The organism is Streptomyces sp. NPDC057445, assembly GCF_042802855.1.
Classification (GTDB): Bacteria; Actinomycetota; Actinomycetes; order Streptomycetales; family Streptomycetaceae; genus Streptomyces.
This window is the reverse complement of record NZ_JBHVDH010000008.1, coordinates 270,046-286,561: the sequence shown is the minus strand read 5'-3', so window position 1 is coordinate 286,561 and position 16,516 is coordinate 270,046. Positions and strand designations below refer to the sequence as shown.

14 protein-coding genes are annotated in these 16,516 nt (G+C 71.6%); 6 read left to right on the top strand and 8 right to left on the bottom strand.

Features of this window, described 5'->3' with window-relative positions; translation table 11 throughout:
• The first annotated feature begins 44 nt into the window (after positions 1–44).
• A complete protein-coding gene (locus ACFU5O_RS20125) occupies positions 45–668 on the top strand; it encodes a TetR/AcrR family transcriptional regulator (protein ID WP_384242217.1) in 624 nt (207 codons plus the stop codon).
• A 721-nt stretch (positions 669–1,389) separates the two neighbouring features.
• On the opposite strand, the gene ACFU5O_RS20120 is transcribed toward ACFU5O_RS20125, so the two are convergent.
• The 5 genes from ACFU5O_RS20120 to ACFU5O_RS20100 form a co-directional block, all read right to left on the bottom strand.
• Positions 1,390–2,904 carry an amino acid permease gene (locus tag ACFU5O_RS20120; protein ID WP_384242215.1) on the bottom strand — a complete coding sequence of 505 codons (1,515 nt, stop codon included), beginning with the start codon at positions 2,902–2,904 and terminating at the stop codon, positions 1,390–1,392.
• Between the two features lie 135 nt (positions 2,905–3,039).
• Positions 3,040–3,864: an anti-sigma factor domain-containing protein gene (locus ACFU5O_RS20115; protein ID WP_384242214.1), complete on the bottom strand. Its 825-nt coding sequence runs from the start codon at positions 3,862–3,864 to the stop codon at positions 3,040–3,042.
• Positions 3,861–4,445, bottom strand: coding sequence for a sigma-70 family RNA polymerase sigma factor (locus tag ACFU5O_RS20110; RefSeq protein WP_384242212.1), 585 nt, complete (start codon positions 4,443–4,445; stop codon positions 3,861–3,863). The genes ACFU5O_RS20115 and ACFU5O_RS20110 overlap by 4 nt, the downstream gene beginning before the upstream one ends.
• Positions 4,446–4,852: 407 nt before the next feature.
• Positions 4,853–5,701, bottom strand: a complete 849-nt coding sequence (locus ACFU5O_RS20105; protein ID WP_384242209.1) for a siderophore-interacting protein — start codon at positions 5,699–5,701, stop codon at positions 4,853–4,855.
• 92 nt (positions 5,702–5,793) lie between these two features.
• Complete coding sequence (locus tag ACFU5O_RS20100) at positions 5,794–6,699, bottom strand: 5'-3' exonuclease H3TH domain-containing protein (protein ID WP_384242282.1); 906 nt, start codon at positions 6,697–6,699, stop codon at positions 5,794–5,796.
• Between the two features lie 536 nt (positions 6,700–7,235).
• Here ACFU5O_RS20100 and ACFU5O_RS20095 point away from each other — a divergent pair.
• The 4 genes from ACFU5O_RS20095 to ACFU5O_RS20080 all read left to right on the top strand — a co-directional run bounded on the left by ACFU5O_RS20095 (position 7,236) and on the right by ACFU5O_RS20080 (position 11,582).
• Positions 7,236–8,375, top strand: a complete 1,140-nt coding sequence (locus ACFU5O_RS20095; RefSeq protein ID WP_384242207.1) for a glycine betaine/L-proline ABC transporter ATP-binding protein — start codon at positions 7,236–7,238, stop codon at positions 8,373–8,375.
• Complete coding sequence (locus ACFU5O_RS20090) at positions 8,368–10,164, top strand: ABC transporter permease/substrate binding protein (RefSeq protein WP_384242204.1); 1,797 nt, start codon at positions 8,368–8,370, stop codon at positions 10,162–10,164. The genes ACFU5O_RS20095 and ACFU5O_RS20090 overlap by 8 nt, the downstream gene beginning before the upstream one ends.
• A gap of 133 nt (positions 10,165–10,297) precedes the next feature.
• On the top strand, positions 10,298–10,840 hold the full coding sequence (locus ACFU5O_RS20085) for a helix-turn-helix domain-containing protein (protein ID WP_384242203.1): 543 nt from the start codon (positions 10,298–10,300) through the stop codon (positions 10,838–10,840).
• 37 nt (positions 10,841–10,877) lie between these two features.
• Complete coding sequence (locus tag ACFU5O_RS20080) at positions 10,878–11,582, top strand: helical backbone metal receptor (protein ID WP_384242201.1); 705 nt, start codon at positions 10,878–10,880, stop codon at positions 11,580–11,582.
• Here ACFU5O_RS20080 and ACFU5O_RS20075 read toward each other — a convergent pair.
• Positions 11,521–12,621 carry a TDT family transporter gene (locus tag ACFU5O_RS20075; protein ID WP_384242199.1) on the bottom strand — a complete coding sequence of 367 codons (1,101 nt, stop codon included), beginning with the start codon at positions 12,619–12,621 and terminating at the stop codon, positions 11,521–11,523. The two genes, ACFU5O_RS20080 and ACFU5O_RS20075, sit on opposite strands and share 62 nt — an antisense overlap.
• A 70-nt stretch (positions 12,622–12,691) precedes the next feature.
• Between ACFU5O_RS20075 and ACFU5O_RS20070 the strand changes: the two genes are divergently transcribed.
• Complete coding sequence (locus tag ACFU5O_RS20070; protein WP_384242196.1) at positions 12,692–13,609, top strand: LysR family transcriptional regulator; 918 nt, start codon at positions 12,692–12,694, stop codon at positions 13,607–13,609.
• Between the two features lie 677 nt (positions 13,610–14,286).
• Here the strand turns inward: ACFU5O_RS20070 and ACFU5O_RS20065 are convergent.
• Together ACFU5O_RS20065 and eat are read right to left on the bottom strand one after the other, a co-directional pair.
• Positions 14,287–14,967, bottom strand: coding sequence for a gamma-glutamyl-gamma-aminobutyrate hydrolase family protein (locus tag ACFU5O_RS20065; RefSeq protein ID WP_384242193.1), 681 nt, complete (start codon positions 14,965–14,967; stop codon positions 14,287–14,289).
• A 14-nt stretch (positions 14,968–14,981) separates the two neighbouring features.
• Positions 14,982–16,421: an ethanolamine permease gene (eat, locus tag ACFU5O_RS20060; RefSeq protein ID WP_384242190.1), complete on the bottom strand. Its 1,440-nt coding sequence runs from the start codon at positions 16,419–16,421 to the stop codon at positions 14,982–14,984.
• Between the last annotated feature and the right edge of the window lie 95 nt (positions 16,422–16,516).

The window sequence follows — 16,516 nt, the reverse complement described above, 5'->3', positions numbered from 1 at the left end:
TCACCAAGATCCGGGCCTCAGCTGCGTGTGCGACGATCGGCCGCATGGGGACGACGGGACGCAAGGTCGGGCGGCCGCGCGCGGAGCAGCGGCCGGACAGCGGGCTGTCCGCGCGGGAGGAACTGCTCGCGGCGGCGGCGGAGCTGTTCACGATGCGCGGGTACGCCGCGACGACGACCAGGGCCGTGGCGGAGCTCGCCGGGATGCGGCAGGCCACGATGTACCACTACTTCAGCGGCAAGGAGGACCTCCTCGCCGAGCTCCTCGAGTCCACGGTCACCCCGTCTCTGGCCCTGGCCCGCCGGCTCCTCGCGGACGACGAGCGTGCGGCGGAGGAACGGCTGTGGGAGCTGTGCCGCTCGGACGTCGAGTTGCTGTGCGGCGGGTCCCACAACCTCGGAGCGCTCTACCTGCTCCCGGAGGTGCAGGCGGAACGCTTCTCCGGGTTCCATCGCGTGCGGGCCGACCTGAAGGACGCGTACGGGCAACTGCTGGCCGGTACGGCGCCGGGCCGCGAGCTCGACAAGACCGGCCTGGCGCTCAGGACCGACCTGGTCTTCGGGCTGATCGAGGGCGTGATCCTGGTCCACCGCTTGGATCCGGAGCGGGCGGTGGATACGTTCGCGTCGGCGACGGCGGATGCGGCACTGCGCATCGCCGGCGTCTGACGGGGCTTCGCCCCGCGTCCCCCTTGGCGATCGTCCGCGTTGGCCCTCCGGGCGGGGGTTCGGGGTTGGGCGGTACGGGTCCGCCTGCGCGGTGCGGGTGTGGTTGTCGTGGTGGGCCGGGACCGTGACGGTTGGCCGGTGTGTCCGTCCTCAATCGCCGGACGGGCTTGGGTGGTCGGGGTTGGCCGGGACCGTGGCGGCAACCGGGGTGTCCGTCCTCAATCTCCCCCAGACTTCGTCCGGGGGGACCTCCAACAGGCTGTGGGTGGGGGGCGGGGCCCCTCCGGGCTCGACTCCTCGGGGACGGCGGCGTACCGCCCACCTCGCAGGCAACCAGCAGTCCCGCCGTCCCCTGCGGGGCCGACCCTGCACGGCCCCGCCCCGGCAGCGTTGCCGACTGCTCCCCGGTGGGTGGGCAACAGACACGGCGATCGGCCCACCACCCCGGCCCCGAGGGGGCCGTGGAGGGGTCGTGTCCGGGACACTAAAGCGTGATTTGTGGCGCGGCGCAGGCGTGGCCGATGTGGTACCGGTCAGCGCGCCGTAAATCATGCCGTCCCGGATGCGAGCCCCGGAACGGCCCCCAACGCCCGCGACCCGGTCCGGGCCGACCCCGACCACCTGAGCCCGTTGGGGGTCCCCCCGGACGAAGTCTGGGGGAGATTGAGGACGGACACACCGGCCAACAACGCGGCACCGGCCACCACGACCACGCCCCACGTCACGCCCCGCGGCGCCGCCAGGCCCGGTACGCCGCTCCCGCTGCCACCGAGCCTCCCACGAACAGCAGCGTGAACCACTGGAAGTACCAGTGGCCGCCCGTCGGGTCGTAGACCTCGGCGCGGGGCCAGGCGAGATTCAAGGTCATGGTGAGGCCGTACACCAGGGCCAGGGCGTTGACGGGAACTCCCCAGCGGCCGAGGGAGAAGAGCGGGCGGCCCGTCTCGTCCCGCTCGTCGGGGCCGGGCGGGGCCCACCGGCCGCGCAGGCGGCGGACGAGCATCGGGCCCGTGACCATGGCGTAGGCCAGGTACACCATGGCGATGCAGGTGGTGCCGATGGCCAGGAGGGCCTCGGGCGAGAGGAAGTTGAGAAGCAGCAGGAGCGCGGCGAGGAGGCCGACCGCGACCGCGGCGGCGGCGGGCATGCCGGTGCGGGCCGGGACCTTGGAGAGGGTGGCCGACAGCGGGAGTTGACGGTCGCGGGCCATGGAGTAGAGCATCCGGGTCGCCGATGTCTGGATGGCGAGGGTCGCGGCGCAGATCGCGACGACGACGTCCGCGAGAAGCACCTTGCCGAGGCCGTCGCCCAGCGTGCTGGTGAGGACGTAGGAGAGGCCCTCGGTCGCCAGGCGCCCGTCGGCCAGGCTCGGTGCCGCGAGAAGGCCGCCGAGGAGGAGCAGGCCGCCGCAGACGCCGGAGGTGGTGAGTGCGGAGAAGGTCGTGCGGGGCGCGGTGCGCCGGGGGTTGACCGTCTCCTCGCTCATCTCGCTCGCACTCTCGAAGCCGATGAGGACGTACGCGGCCGTGAACGAGCCGATCAGCAGCGCGCCGATCGCTCCGCCCGCGCCACCCGTCTCCATGACGATGCCCGGGTCGCGGTCCGAGTGGGTGAGGAGCAATGTCACGATGAGCGCGACTCCGATGATCTCGGCGGTGACACCGATGGTGTTGACCGCCGTCAGGATCCGGTTGTCCAGGACGTTCACGACGGTCGTGAGGGTGAGCAGGATCAGCCCGAGGAGCGCCGCGTTCGCCGCGCCGCTCGCCGACGTGGGCGCCGGGTCGTCGCCGATGAGCTGGAAGCCGGGCCAGATCGCGGGCAGTACGGCCTGAAGCGCCAGGGCGGCCGCGCCGACCACGACCACGCGTCCGATCACCATGAGCCAGCCCGCGTACCAGCCGAAGGCGGGTGTGCTCAGGCGCGTCGACCATTGGTAGACGGCGCCGGCGAGCGGGTAACGGGCGGCGAGTTCGGCGAAGCAGGCAGCCACCAGGAGCTGGCCCGCGAGGACGACGGGCCAGGTCCAGAAGAAGGCCGGCCCGCCGAAGGAGTAGCCCAGCGCGAAGAACTGGAACACCGTCGTCAGGACGGAGATGAAGGAGAATCCGGCGGCGAAGGACGCGTACCTGCCCATTCGCCGCCGTAGTTCCTGCTGGTAGCCGAAGTCCGCAAGCGCGGACTCGTCGGGTGTGCGGGCGGAGCCCGGGGTGGAGCTGGGTGCGGTCACGGTCATGGCAGCCCCTGTCGCTGATTCCTGTCAGGCGACAGAAATTAGGGAGGGGCTGTTTCGGCCGCGTGTCGCGGCTGAAACGGGGCAGGGCCGATCTCCTCACGGCCTCGCCCCTCACCGCGCGTACAGCGAAGCCGCCTAAGCCGTCGGGAAGTTCAGCAGGGCGAGCGGCTCGGACGTCGGAGCGGGCGAGCCTCCGGCGGGTTCCACCGTGACGCCCATGGCCGTGGCCTCGCCCACCTGCCCGTCCATGAGCAGCGTCTCCGGCAACCCTGTCGAGTGCAGCAGTCCGGCCGGCCGCATCGTGCCCCGGTCGGCGAACCACAGCTGGTACACCTTGCCTCCGCCCGGCCGGGGGAGCCCTGACGCGAGGAACACGGCACGGTCCCGCTCGCGCGAGACGGCCACCGTGCCGCTCGCGCCGCCGCTGCCGAGTGCCGCCGTGCTGGTCCGTACGTCCGGTGCCGTCAGCACTTGAGCCAGCGCTTCCGCCTGCCGCTGGGCCTGGCGCACCGTGCCCCGGGCCTCGACCAGCGCGTCCTCGGCCGCCCGCTGCTGCCACACCGCATAGCCGCCGAACGAGGCGACGCCCGCCACACACGCCGCGAGCACGAGGCGGGACAGCCTGCGCCGCCCGCTCTGCCGGACCCGCCGCACCGGGAGATGCGCGCTGTTGGTGTGATTCGGGGCCGGCCCGCCGACCAGCGGCGGTTCCTGACGTACCGTCGCGATCCGCGACAGCACATGGGTCTTCATCGCGGGCGGCGGCGTCTCTGTGACGGCGAGCCCGAGCCGTCCCGCCGTCGCGCTGAGTTCGCGCACCTCCTGGGTGCACACCGCACAGGCCTCCAGGTGCCGCTCGAACCGCACACGTTCGCGCTCACCGAGGGCGTGCAGGGCGTACGCGCCCGTCAGTGTGTGCAGTTCGGCATCCCGCGCCGAACCTCGTCCCACCGCGCTCATGCGTTCACCCCCAGACAGTCGCGCAGGCGGATGAGCCCGTCGCGCATACGCGTCTTGACCGTGCCCAGTGGCACGGCCAGCAGCTCCGCCACCTCGCGGTAGGCGAGCCCTCGGTAGTAGGCCAGGGTCACGGACTGGCGCTGCAACTCGGTCAGCGTGCGCAGACAGCGGCGTACCTGCTCCCGCTCCAGCCGGGCCTCGACCTGCTCGACCACATCGTCGAAGGCCGGCGTCCCGCCGAGCCTCGCCGCCTTCTGTTCACGCTCCGCCGCTGCCTGGGCGGACCGGACCCGGTCCACCGCGCGGCGGTGCGCGAGGGTGAGTGTCCAGGTCAGCGCGGAGCCACGGGACGGCTGGAAGCGCGCGGCCGTGCGCCACAGCTCGACCATCACCTCCTGCGTCACCTCCTCCGACTGGGCCGGATCGCGCAGCACACTGCGGACTATGCCGAGCACGGGCCCGCAGAGCGCGTCGTACACCTGGGCGAAGGCCTCCTGGTCCCCGCGGGCCACCCGTACGAGCAGCGCATCGAGCCCCGGTCCGGCCGGTGGTGCCCCTGTGATGCGTACGGCTTCCTTCACGCGCTCTCCCCTCGCACTGACTTCCCTCTCATATACGGAGCCGGAACGCGTCTTGACTGCCGTTCGGCAGGACTTTTTCCCAGGTGATACGCCGTTGTTGCAAGATCGGTGCCCGCCGGTCCTCGCGCTCCGGGCCTTGGACGACGCGACGAGGCCCGGGCAGCCGCCCGGGCCTCGTCGCGGCCGGAGCCGGCCGGGTCGTACAGGCGCGCCCGCCGCGCCGTGGCGGGTGAGGAAGCAAGTGCGGTTCTCTCGCGGGCCGTTGAGCGCCGGCGGCGCCCGGCGGCCACGTGGCTGGGCGCCGGCCGCGACGCGAAACCGTCCTGCGGCCCACGCGCGTCGGACGCATCGCAGAGGTGACCGACCTGGGGGACGACCCGCTCCGGGGCGCGTCCGCGGGCTCGGTGCTATGCCGTGGGCGTGCGCTCCTGCTCGCGCTCGACCTGGGCGTTCCAGTCGCGCTTGATCGCACGCCATGCCTCGTCCGACTTGCCCAGCCGCCAGTAGCCGGAGATGGAGAGCCGTGCCGCGGGAATGCCGCGCTCCAGGCGGAGGTGGCGGCGGAGTTCCTTCACCGCGCCGGCCTCGCCGTGGACGAAGGCGTGCACGTCGCCGGCCGGGAAGTCCAGCTGCCGCACCGCCGCGATCAGTGGCTCGCCCACCGCGCTGTCGCCCCGGTGCAGCCAGGTAACCGTGACCCCGTCCGGGGTCGCGATCTTCTGCTCGTCCTCGGGGCCCGACACCTCCACGAACGCTTGCACGACCGCACCGGCCGGCATCCCCTCCAGCGCTGCCGCGATCGCCGGCAGCGCGCTTTCGTCGCCCACCAGCAGGTGCCAGTCCGCCGCCGCGTCGGGTGCGTAACCCCCGCCCGGTCCCTGGAGATGCATCGTTTCACCTGGTCGCACCCCCGCGGCCCAGGGGCCTGCCAGGCCCTCGTCGCCGTGGACCACGAAGTCGATCGTCAGCTCGCGGTGCACCGGATCCCAGCCCCGCACCGTGTACGTGCGGGTGCTCGGCCACTGGTCGCGGGGGAACTCCTCGCGGATCCGGCCAAGGTCGAAGGGCTCGGGGTACGTCACGCCCGGCGCCGCGAAGAGCAGCTTGACGTAGGCGTCGGTCGACCCGTCCGTGCCGAACGAGGCCAGTCCTTCCCCACCGAGCACGACGCGGACCATGTGCGGGGTGAGCCGTTCCGCACGCACCACCCGCGCCTCGTGGGTCTGCGGTGCCTTGCGCGCGGACATCTCTGCCACGGGGTCTCCCTCGCTCGTAACGGTGGTTAGGCAAGCCTAAGCTAGCACTCCGCGGCAAAGGCCGCCTCGCGCATCCTCCCGGACGCACGGCTTCACGCCCGCAGTTCCACCAGCAGCCGGTGCACCACCCGTCCCAGGCCCCAGCGAGCCGCGAGTTCCTCCAGTCGCTGCGGATCGCGCGGCTCCTTCGGCAGGGCCGGGTCGAAGACGGGCAGCGGCACGTCCCCCGCGACCTGCACCACCTTCGGCGCGACGGCCAGATACGGCCGGGACTCGTCCAGGCGCTTCCGCTGTGACGGAGTCAGCTTCGACGTGGGGTCGTCGACCGCCGCCATGATCCCGGCGAGGTCCCCGAACGCGTCCAGCAGCTTCGCCGCCGTCTTCTCGCCGATCCCGGGCACGCCCGGAAGCCCGTCGCTGGGGTCCCCGCGCAGCAGTGCCAGATCGGCGTACCCCGGCCCGTCCACCCCGTACTTCTCCCGCAGCACCGCCTCGTCGGTCGCCTGCATCATCCCGACGCCCTTCAGCGGATACAGCACTCGCACACCCCGCGCGTCATCCACCAGCTGGTACAGATCCCGGTCGCCGGTCACGATGTCCACCGGCCCCGCGGCGTGCCCGGCGAGTGTCCCGATCACGTCGTCCGCCTCGTACCCCGCGACACCGACACGTGCGATGCCGAGCGCGTCCAGCACGTCCTCGATGATCGGCACCTGCGGGGACAGCGTGTCCGGGATCTCTTCCTCGTCAGGACCCGTCTCGGTCTCCACCGCCACCCTGTGTGCCTTGTACGACGGGATCAGCTCCACCCGCCAATGGGGGCGCCAGTCGGCGTCCATGCACGCCACCAGCTCGTCGGGGTGGTGGTCCTGGACCAGCCTGGTGATGAATTCGAGCAGCCCGCGCACCGCGTTGACCGGCGTGCCGTCGGGCGCTCGCACGGAGTCCGGGACCCCGAAATAGGCGCGGAAGTAGAGGGAAGCGGTGTCGAGGAGCATCAGGCGTCGCGTCACAGCCCCGATGATGCCGCACCCCACCGACATCGCCGCCGTGACGGCGCCCGCACAGCCGGGGACGGCCCTCGCAGGGGAGCCGCGGGGGCAGTGCCGTGCGGGCAAGAGCGCCGGGACCTCGGAGAGCCCGCACCCCCGGGCCCCGGGCAGCCGTCCGCCGGGCTCCTCGAAGGCCCCGCGCACGCGATGTCGGCCGCGGGCCGCCCTACCGCCCCCCCCGCACTCCCCGCACTCCCCGCACTCCCCGCACTCCCCGCACTCCCCGCACTCCCCGCACTCCCCGCACTCCCCGCACTCCGCGACAGCGCGGAACGGCGACCGCCACGTGAACTGGATCACTCTGGCGTTTGCCCCCGTCGGACCCGGGCAGGCGGGACGCCGGAGCGGACCCCCCTGCGCCCTCGACCAGCCGTAACGGCTGTGGTCGGCGCCATCCGGGCACGCGGGCCGAACCCGCCCGCTCCACGGCCCGGCGGCGAGGGGGACGCGGGCCGCTTTCAGGTTCAACGCGTGAGGTGTATGTGTCCAGGCTGCAGGCCGAGCACTTGTACAAGGTGTTCGGTAAACGACCCGACGATGCGGTGAGGAAGCTCGAAAGCGGCGCAGGCCGTGACGAGCTCCGTGCCGACGGAACGACCGCAGCGGTGATCGATGCCTCCTTCACCGTCGAGCCCGGGCAGATCTTCGTCGTCATGGGTCTCTCCGGATCCGGCAAGTCCACGCTGCTGCGCATGCTCAACGGACTGCTGGAGCCGACAGCCGGACGTGTGCTCTTCGACGGCCAGGACCTGACCACCCTGAGCGCCCGTGAACTCCGCGCCGTGCGCTCCACCAGGATCAGCATGGTCTTCCAGCACTTCGCGCTCTTCCCGCACCGCAGCGTGCTGGAGAACGCCGCCTACGGCCTCGAGGTGCAGGGCGTCCCGCGCGCGGAGCGGGAGCGCCGCGCGACAGAGGCCCTGGAGCTGGCCGGTCTCGCAGGCTGGGAGAAGTCCTGGCCCGACGAGCTCTCCGGCGGTATGCAGCAGCGTGTCGGCCTCGCCCGCGCGCTGGCCACCGACGCCGATCTGCTGCTGATGGACGAGTCCTTCAGCGCCCTCGACCCGCTGATCCGCCGCGACATGCAGGACCAGCTGCTGGAGCTGCAGAAGCGGCTCAAGAAGACGATCGTCTTCATCACCCATGACCTCAACGAGGCCATGCGCCTCGGCGACCGGATCGCGGTGATGCGCGACGGCCGGATCGTCCAGCTCGGCACCGCGGAGGACATCCTCGTCACCCCCGCCAACGACTACGTCGCCTCCTTCACCCAGGACGTCGACCGGACCCGTGTGCTCACGGCAGGGGCGATCATGGCCGACCCCGGGACCGCGTACGGGACCACGACCGACACCGGTGAGGAACTGCGTACCGCACAGGACGTGCTCGACGCCGCCCCCGCCACCGTCGCAGCCGACACCCCGATCATCGAGCTGTTCACCCCCTGCTCCACCAGCGGGGTCGCGGTCGCCGTCACCGATGCCGACGGCGAGCTCATCGGTGTCGTCCCGCGCGCCCGGCTGCTCGCCGTCCTGGGCGAGCCGATGAAGCCGGAGCCACCGGTTCAGGGCGCCGCCGCCGAGGACACCGCCCCCGTCGGCAAGGCGGTGGCCAATGCCTAGGCTCCATCTCGGCCAGTGGGTCGACAGCGGTGTCGACTGGCTGCAGTCCCACCTCTCCTGGCTCTTCGACGCCATCACGTCCGTCGTGACCGGTATGTACGACGGCATCGACGCCGCGCTCTCCGCGCCCGAGCCGCTTCTCTTCGCCGGCGTTCTCGCCGTCGTCGCGTGGTGGCTGCGCGGTCTGCTCGCGGGTGTCCTGGCGTTCGCCGGGTTCGCCCTGATCGACTCCATCGAGTTGTGGGACGACGCCATGTCGACCCTTTCACTCGTCCTCGTCGCCACGATCGTCACCCTCGTGATCGCGGTGCCGCTCGGCATCTGGGCGTCCCGCTCGAAGGCCGTCAGCGCCGTGCTCCGGCCGGTCCTGGACTTCATGCAGACCATGCCGGCCATGGTCTATCTGATCCCCGGCATCATCTTCTTCGGCGTGGGCGTGGTCCCCGGCATCATCGCGACGATCGTCTTCGCCCTGCCGCCCGGCGTACGGATGACCGAGCTCGGCATCCGCCAGGTCGACAAGGAACTCGTCGAGGCCGCGGAGGCGTTCGGCACGACCCCGCGCAACACCCTGCTGCGCGTCCAGCTGCCGCTCGCGCTGCCCACGATCATGGCCGGTATCAACCAGGTCATCATGCTCGGCCTCTCCATGGTCGTCATCGCGGGCATGGTCGGCGGCGGCGGTCTCGGCGGCGCCGTGTACCGCGCCATCGGCAATGTCGACATCGGCCTCGGTTTCGAGGCTGGTGTCTCCATCGTCATCCTGGCCATGTACCTGGACCGGATCACCGGAGCACTGGGCCACCAGGTTTCGCCGCTCGGCCGTCGCGCCCTCGCCAAGGCGAAGAGCATGACCGGCGGGCCGAAGATCTGGAACTACCGCCCCCAGCCGGTCGTCGCCGTCGTCGGTGTCGTGATCCTCGCGCTCGTCGCGGGCGGCATGGGGATCTTCGGGGGCACCAAGTCCGCCGACGCGTCCGGCCCCGGGGCCATCGGCCAGGGCAAGAAGATCTCGCTCGGCTACATCCCCTGGGACGAAGGCATCGCCTCCACCTTCCTCTGGAAGGAACTGCTGGAGAAGCGCGGCTTCGAGGTCGACGCCAGGCAGCTGGAGGCCGGAGCGCTGTACACCGGTCTCGCCGGTGGCCAGATCGACTTCCAGACCGACTCCTGGCTGCCGGTGACCCACGCCCAGTACTGGGACAAGTACAAGAACGAGCTGGAGGACCTGGGTTCCTGGTACGGGTCCACGTCGCTGGAGCTGTCCGTCCCGTCCTACGTGAAGGGCGTCGACTCCCTCGATGACCTGAAGGGCAAGTCGGGCCGGTTCAAGGACCGCATCGTCGGCATCGAGCCGAGCGCCGGAATGATGGGCATCCTCAAGGACAAGGTCCTCAAGGAATACGGCCTCGAGGGTGAGTACGAAGTCGTCGACGGCTCCACACCCGGCATGCTCGCCGAGCTGAAGCGCGCCTACGACAAGAAGGAGCCCATCGTCACCACCCTGTGGTCGCCGCACTGGGCGTACAGCACGTACGACCTGAAGAAGCTCAAGGACCCCAAGGGCACCTGGGGCAAGGGCGACGGGGTCCACACGCTCGCCCGCAAGGGGTTCTCCGCGGACAACCCGCAGGTCGGCAAGTGGCTCAAGAACTTCAGCATGACCGAGGAGCAGCTCACCGGACTCGAGGCGAGGATCCAGGAGACCGGCAAGGGCAAGGAACAGGAAGCCGTCCGCGCCTGGCTCAAGGAGAACCCGGGCATCGAGGACCGGCTGGCTCCGCAGTAGACCATCCTCTCCCCCCACAGGTAGGGCCCCGTCACATACAGTGGCGGGGCCCTCACCGTTGCGCCTGTGACAACTGTGCGATTCCGAGCCGGGAATCTGCGTAAGGTACTGAGAGGGAGGGAGGGAACGAGCGATGGCAGACAAGGAAACGCTCCGAGTGGGCTCCGCCGTCCGAAGACGGCGCAGGGCCCTGGACCTCACGCTTGCCGCCGTGGCCGAACGCAGCGGACTCTCCGTGCCCTTCCTCAGCCAGATCGAGAACGAACGGGCCCGGCCCAGCAGGCGCTCCCTCGACCGGGTCGCCGAGGCGCTCGAGACCACGGCCGCGGAACTGCTGGCCGCCGCGGACTCCGCGCGCGTGGTCGATGTCGTACGGGCGGACGACGAGGCCGACGGCCCTGGCGTGCGTCCCCTGGTGCGCGGTCATCACCAGCTGCGCGCCTTCGAGTTCAGCGGGGAACAGGACGCCGGTCGCGAGTACCAGCACCGCAACGACGAGCTGATGTACGTCGCGGACGGGGCCGCCGAGGTCGAGGCCGAGGGCCGGGCGTACCGACTGGAGAAGGGCGACACCCTGTTCCTGTCCGGCGGCGTACGTCACCGCTGGCGCGCCACCCGGCCCGGCACCCGCCTGCTCGTCGTCACCGTGGGCGGACACGTCGCGGACGGTCAATGACCGTGTCCGGCGTAGGCGAGCGCATCGGAGCCGCGCCATGAGACGGGTCGTGTCGCTCGTTCCCTCCCTCACCGAGGCCGTCGCGGTCAGCGCCCCTGGAGTGCTGGCCGCGGTCACCGACTGGTGCAGTCACCCGAAGGACCTCGACGCCGTCCGCGTCGGGGGCACCAAGAACCCCGACATCGAGGCGATCACTGCCCTTGGGCCCGACCTCGTCATCGCCAACGAGGAGGAGAACAGGGCCCCCGACCTCGCCGCCCTGCGCGCCGCCGGCCTCGAAGTCCTGGTCACGACGGTGCGGACGCTGCCGCAGGCCTTCAGCGAACTGGAGCGCGTCCTGCGCGCCTGCGGTACGGGCCGCCCGCGCTGGCTCGACGAAGCCGAGTCCGCCTGGGCCACGGCCGAACCGGGCGAGCCGCGACGCGCGGTCGTACCGATCTGGCGGCGGCCCTGGATGGTGCTCGGCAGCGACACCTTCGCCGGTGACCTCCTGGCCCGGCTCGGCATCGAGAACGTCTACGCCGGGCATGCGGACCGGTATCCCCGTATCGCACTTGAGGAGCTCAACACCGCCGGTGCCGACCTCGTCGTCCTGCCCGACGAGCCCTACCGCTTCACCGCGGACGACGGACCCGAGTCCTTCCCCCGACTGCCCGCGGCATTCGTCGACGGACGCATGCTCACGTGGTACGGGCCGTCACTCGCAGCGGCGCCCGCGGCGCTGCGCGCAGCGCTCCGCTGACCAGTCCGCGCAGCGTACGGGCACCGGCCACGAGCCAGGCCACGACGAGCACGACGTACAGCCCGGCGGCCATCCAGCCGAAGGCCGACAGACCCGTGCGGGCCGCAAGCCCCGCCGCGCCGGTGACGCAGGTCCCGACCGGGAACGTGAACGCCCACCACGTCATCCCGAACGGCATCCCCCGGCGGGCCGCCCGCACCACCAGCGCCCCGGCGAGCACCAGCCACAGCAGAGCGAAACCGGTCACCGGAACCCCGTACACCACGGCGAAGACCTCCAGCCCGCGCGCGTAGGGACCCTGGACCGCTGCCGGAGCCACGGCGGCGAGGTTGTTCACGGCGGTGGTGGACTGACCCAACGGGCCCAGGACGAGGAACAGCGTGGGCGTCAGGAGGAGCGGCAGCGGACCGTGGTGGACCAGGCGGGCGAAGACCGACGGCAGCATCACCAGCACCGCCAGCAGGCTCAGACCGAACATCGCGTAGCAGGCGAGCAGCATCGCCTCGCGCCACTGACCGACGGGCAGCCGGTCCACCAGCAGCGGACCGAACGCGGCGGACACCATCGGGGCCACCACCGGCAGCAGCCACACCGGCGAAGCACTTCCGGGCGCGAGCCTGTGGCGGGTGATCATCAGATACGGGATCGCCACGGCGACGGCGAGAGCGGCGAGCGTGCCGACGGTGAACAGCGCGACGGCCGCCACGGTCGCCGTCCCTTCGCCCATGAGCTCGCCGCCGACCGACAGGGCGCCCACGCCGACCGCGAGGAGCGCCATGGGGAGGCAGCCGTAGAACGGCGCGACCGCGGGATCGCGCAGGTGGGCGAGGGCCTGGTCACGGTGGTGCATCCAGTGGGCGGCGCGTGCGGTGAGCAGGGCCGCCAGCATCAGCGCGGACAGTGCCCACACGGCGGCGCAAGCGGCTCGCAGGCCCGGTGGCTGGGCAGGCAGGGCGGCTCCGGCGTTGGCGACGATCGCGGTGCCCATGACCGTGGCGTACCAGTTCGGGCCGAGATCGCGGAGCGAGGGGATGACCATGAGGCCACTCTCCGGGCTCCTTCCCGCTCCCACCAGGGATCATTTCGCTATGCCCTCATAAGCTGGGTTTATGAGCGAAGAGCGAGGCGGGCTGCTGGCCCACCGGGTGCCCGATCTCGGTGCGCTGGAGCTGCTGCTGGCCGTGGCCCGGCACGGCAGCCTGGGCCGGGCGGCGCGTGAACTCGGCATCACACAGCCGGCCGCGAGCAGCCGCATCCGCTCCATGGAACGGCAGCTCGGCGTCGCCCTCCTCGACCGCTCACCGCGTGGCTCCCGCCTCACCGACGCGGGGGCGCTCGTCACCGACTGGGCGCGGCGGATCGTCGAGGCGGCGGAGGCCTTCGACGTGGGCGCGCAGGCGCTCCGCGTCCGGCGGGACTCGCGGCTGCGGGTGGCGGCGAGCATGACCATCGCCGAGTACCTGCTGCCCGTGTGGCTCATAGCGCTTCGCCAGCAGCGCCCCGACACAGCTGTGTCCTTGCTCGCGGGCAACTCCGCGGCGGTCGCGGAACGGCTCCTCGGGGACGAGGCCGACCTGGGCTTCGTGGAGGGGCTCGCGGTCCCGGCGGGCCTCGACGGGGCGGTGATCGGCCACGACCGGCTCGTGGTGGTGGCCGCGCCGGGACATGCGTGGGCGCGGCGGCGGTCGGCTGTCGCCCCGGACGAGCTGGCCTCGACCTCACTGGTCCTGCGCGAAAGGGGTTCGGGTACGCGCCAGGTCCTCGATTCGGCGCTCGCGGCGTACGGAGGGCTGGCCGAGCCCTTGATGGAACTCGCCTCCACCACCGCGGTGAAGGCGGCGGCGGTGAGCGGCGCGGGGCCCGCGGTGCTGAGCGAGCTCGCGGTGACGGAAGAACTGGCTTCCCGCCGCCTGGTCCGCGTCCCGGTGGAAGGCGTCCGGCTGCGGCGTGACCTGCGCGCGGTGTGGCGTGCGGGGCACCGGCCGGCGGGTCCTGCACGGGATTTGCTCTCGCTGACCCGGGGGTGACGGTTGCTGCGCGGTCGCTGCGCGGGCGGTTCGGGTGAGGTTGTCCGGGTCGGCCGGTACGGGTCCGTTGCGCGGGGCCGGTGTGGTGGTCGGGGTTGGCCGGGACCAGGTGCGCGGCCGGTGTGTCCGTCCTCAAGCGCCGGACGGGCTTGGGCGGCTGCTGTCGGTGGGTGGGGGGCGAGGCCCCTCCGGGCTCGACTCCTCGGGGACGGCGGCGTACCGCCCACCTCGCAGGCAGCCAGTAGTCCCGCCGTCCCCTGCGGGGCCGACCCTGCACGGCCCCGCCCCTGGCGCGTTGCCGACTGCTCCCCGGCGGGTGGTTCAGCCGACACACGGCGATCGGCCCACCACCTCCCGCCCCGAGGGGGGCCGTGGAGGGGTCGTGTCCGGGACACTAAAGCGTGATTTGTGGCGCGGCGCGGGCGTCGCCGATGTGGTGCCGGTCAGCGCGCCGTAAATCATGCCGTCCCGGATGCGAGCCCCGGAACGGCCCCCAACGCCCGCGACCCGGTACCGGCCGACCCCGACCACCTGAGCCCGTCCGGCGTTTGAGGACGGACACACCGGCCACCAACACGGCACAGGCCAACCACGACAACCACACCGGCACCGTGCAGCGGACCCGCACCGGCCAACCACGACAACCCCACCCGCACCGCCCGCGCAGCGAACCCGCGTTACGCCGCCGCGTTGACCAGCCCCGCCATGACCCGCGTGTCGCCGCCCATCTCCGGGTGCCACTGGACGCCCAGGACCCATGAAGGGTGCGGGAGTTCGATCGCCTCCACCGTGCCGTCCTCCGCGTGGTGCGCCGAGACCAGGAGCCCGGTGCCCAGTCGGTCGACCGACTGGTGGTGGTACGTCGGCACCGGCGACGTCTCCGGTACCAACGAGGCGTACCTGGACCCCGGCACCGGGATCACCGGGTGGTGTCCGAAGACGCCGACCTCCTTCACATGGCCGTCCAGGTGCTGCACGAGCGTCCCGCCCAGGGCGACGTTCAGGAGCTGCATACCGCGGCAGATGCCGAGCAGCGGAGTACCCGACTCCAGCGCCGCTTCGATGAGAGCGAGTTCCCAGGCGTCGCGCTCCCTTGCCGGCGGCCCCGTACGCGGGTGGGGTTCGGCCCCGTACCGTACGGGTTCGACATCGGGCCCGCCCGCCACGACCAGCCCGTCCAGCCGGGCCACCACACCCGCCGCGCGCCCGGGATCGTCGGGCGGGAGCATCGCGGCCATGCCGCCCGCCGCCTGGACGAGCCTCGGATACCCCTCGGGCAACAGGGCGGCGGGCAGCTGCCACACGCCCCACGAGGCACGCTCCAGGTAGGTGCTGACGCCGATGAGCGGCTGGGTCACCTGCAAACCTCCGGTCATTTGAGTTCGGCCTCGGCCTCGGCCAGCGCCGCGAACTCCTCCTCCGGTGCCTTCGCCACCAGCCGCTTCCGACTGTAGAAGGCGAAGTACGCGAGGGCGACGCCGTACACCGCGAGGGCGATCAGCGCAGCGTCCTTGTCCACCAGGAAGGTGGCGACGAGTGCGGAGAGGGCGAGTACGAAGGCGACGGACGAGGTCACCACCCCGCCCGGGGTGCGGTACGGCCGCGGCAGCTCGGGCTCACGTCGGCGCAGCACGATGTGCGACAGCGCCATCAGGGCGTACGAGATCGTGGCGCCGAACACCGCGATGTTCAGCATGCGCGCCCCGTCGCCCGTCCCTGCGGCGAGGGCGAAACCGATCGCACCCGGGATCAGCAGGCCGAGGTACGGGGACTTGCGGCGGCTCGTGAGGGACAGGAACCGGGGCAGGTACCCGGCCCGGGAGAGGGCGAAGAGCTGCCGCGAACCGGCGTAGATGAGCGAGAAGAACGAGGCGACGAGGCCGGCGAGGCCCGCGTAGTTGACGAAGCGGCTCAGCGCGGTCGGATCGCCGTCGCCCTGCAGGGCGACCACGAGCGGGTTGCCCGCCTCCTGGATCGCCGCCGAGCCTTGGGCCCCGGTGGCCACGAAGAAGGTGATCACGGCGAGCAGGACGAGGATCGACATCGAGAGCGCGAGCGCCCTCGGCATGGAGCGGACCGGGTCCTTGGCCTCCTCCGCCGCGAGCGGCACCCCCTCGACCCCGAGGAAGAACCACATGCCGAAGGGGAAAGCGGCCCATATGCCCAGCAGACCGAACGGCAGCCAGGAGCTTGAGCCCACCGCCTGCTTGTCGACGGGGATGTCGTTCAGCCCGCTGACCTGGAAGTCCGTGAACGCGCCTATCGCGAAGATCAGCAGCGCGGCCACCGCGACCGCCGTCACGACGAGACTGAAGCGCAGCGCCTCACCGACGCCCCAGAGATGGATGCCGATGAAGATCGCGAAGCAGGCGAGATACACCGGCCAGCCGGATGTCAGCCCGAACAGCCCCAGGGATTCGACGTAGTCCCCGATGAAGATCGAGATCGCGGCGGGCGCGAGGATGTACTCGATGAGGATCGCCGTGCCGGTGAGGAAGCCGCCCCAGGTGCCGAGCGCCCGGCGCGCGAAGCCGTAGCCGCCGCCCGCCGTCGGCAGGATCGCCGAGAGTTCGGCGAGTGCGAAGACGAGGCAGGCGTACATCAGCCCCATCAGCACCGTGGCCGCGGCGAGTCCGCCGAATCCGCCCTTGGACAGGCCGATGTTCCAGCCGGAGAAGTCTCCGGAGACGACATAGGCGACGCCGAGGCCGGTCAGCAGCAGCCAGCCCGCGCTGCCGCGCCGCAGAGTGCGGCGCTCGAGATAGTCGTCCTGTGGTGGTGTGCTGCTCCCGGTGGTGTCTTCCAGCGTCATGGCAGAGCTCCCGCGTCGGGCCCAATGGAATGGAGCCATACCTTTGCGGTGGGCGCCGGAATATGCAAGACCCCTGCGTTACTTTCGGGTTACGT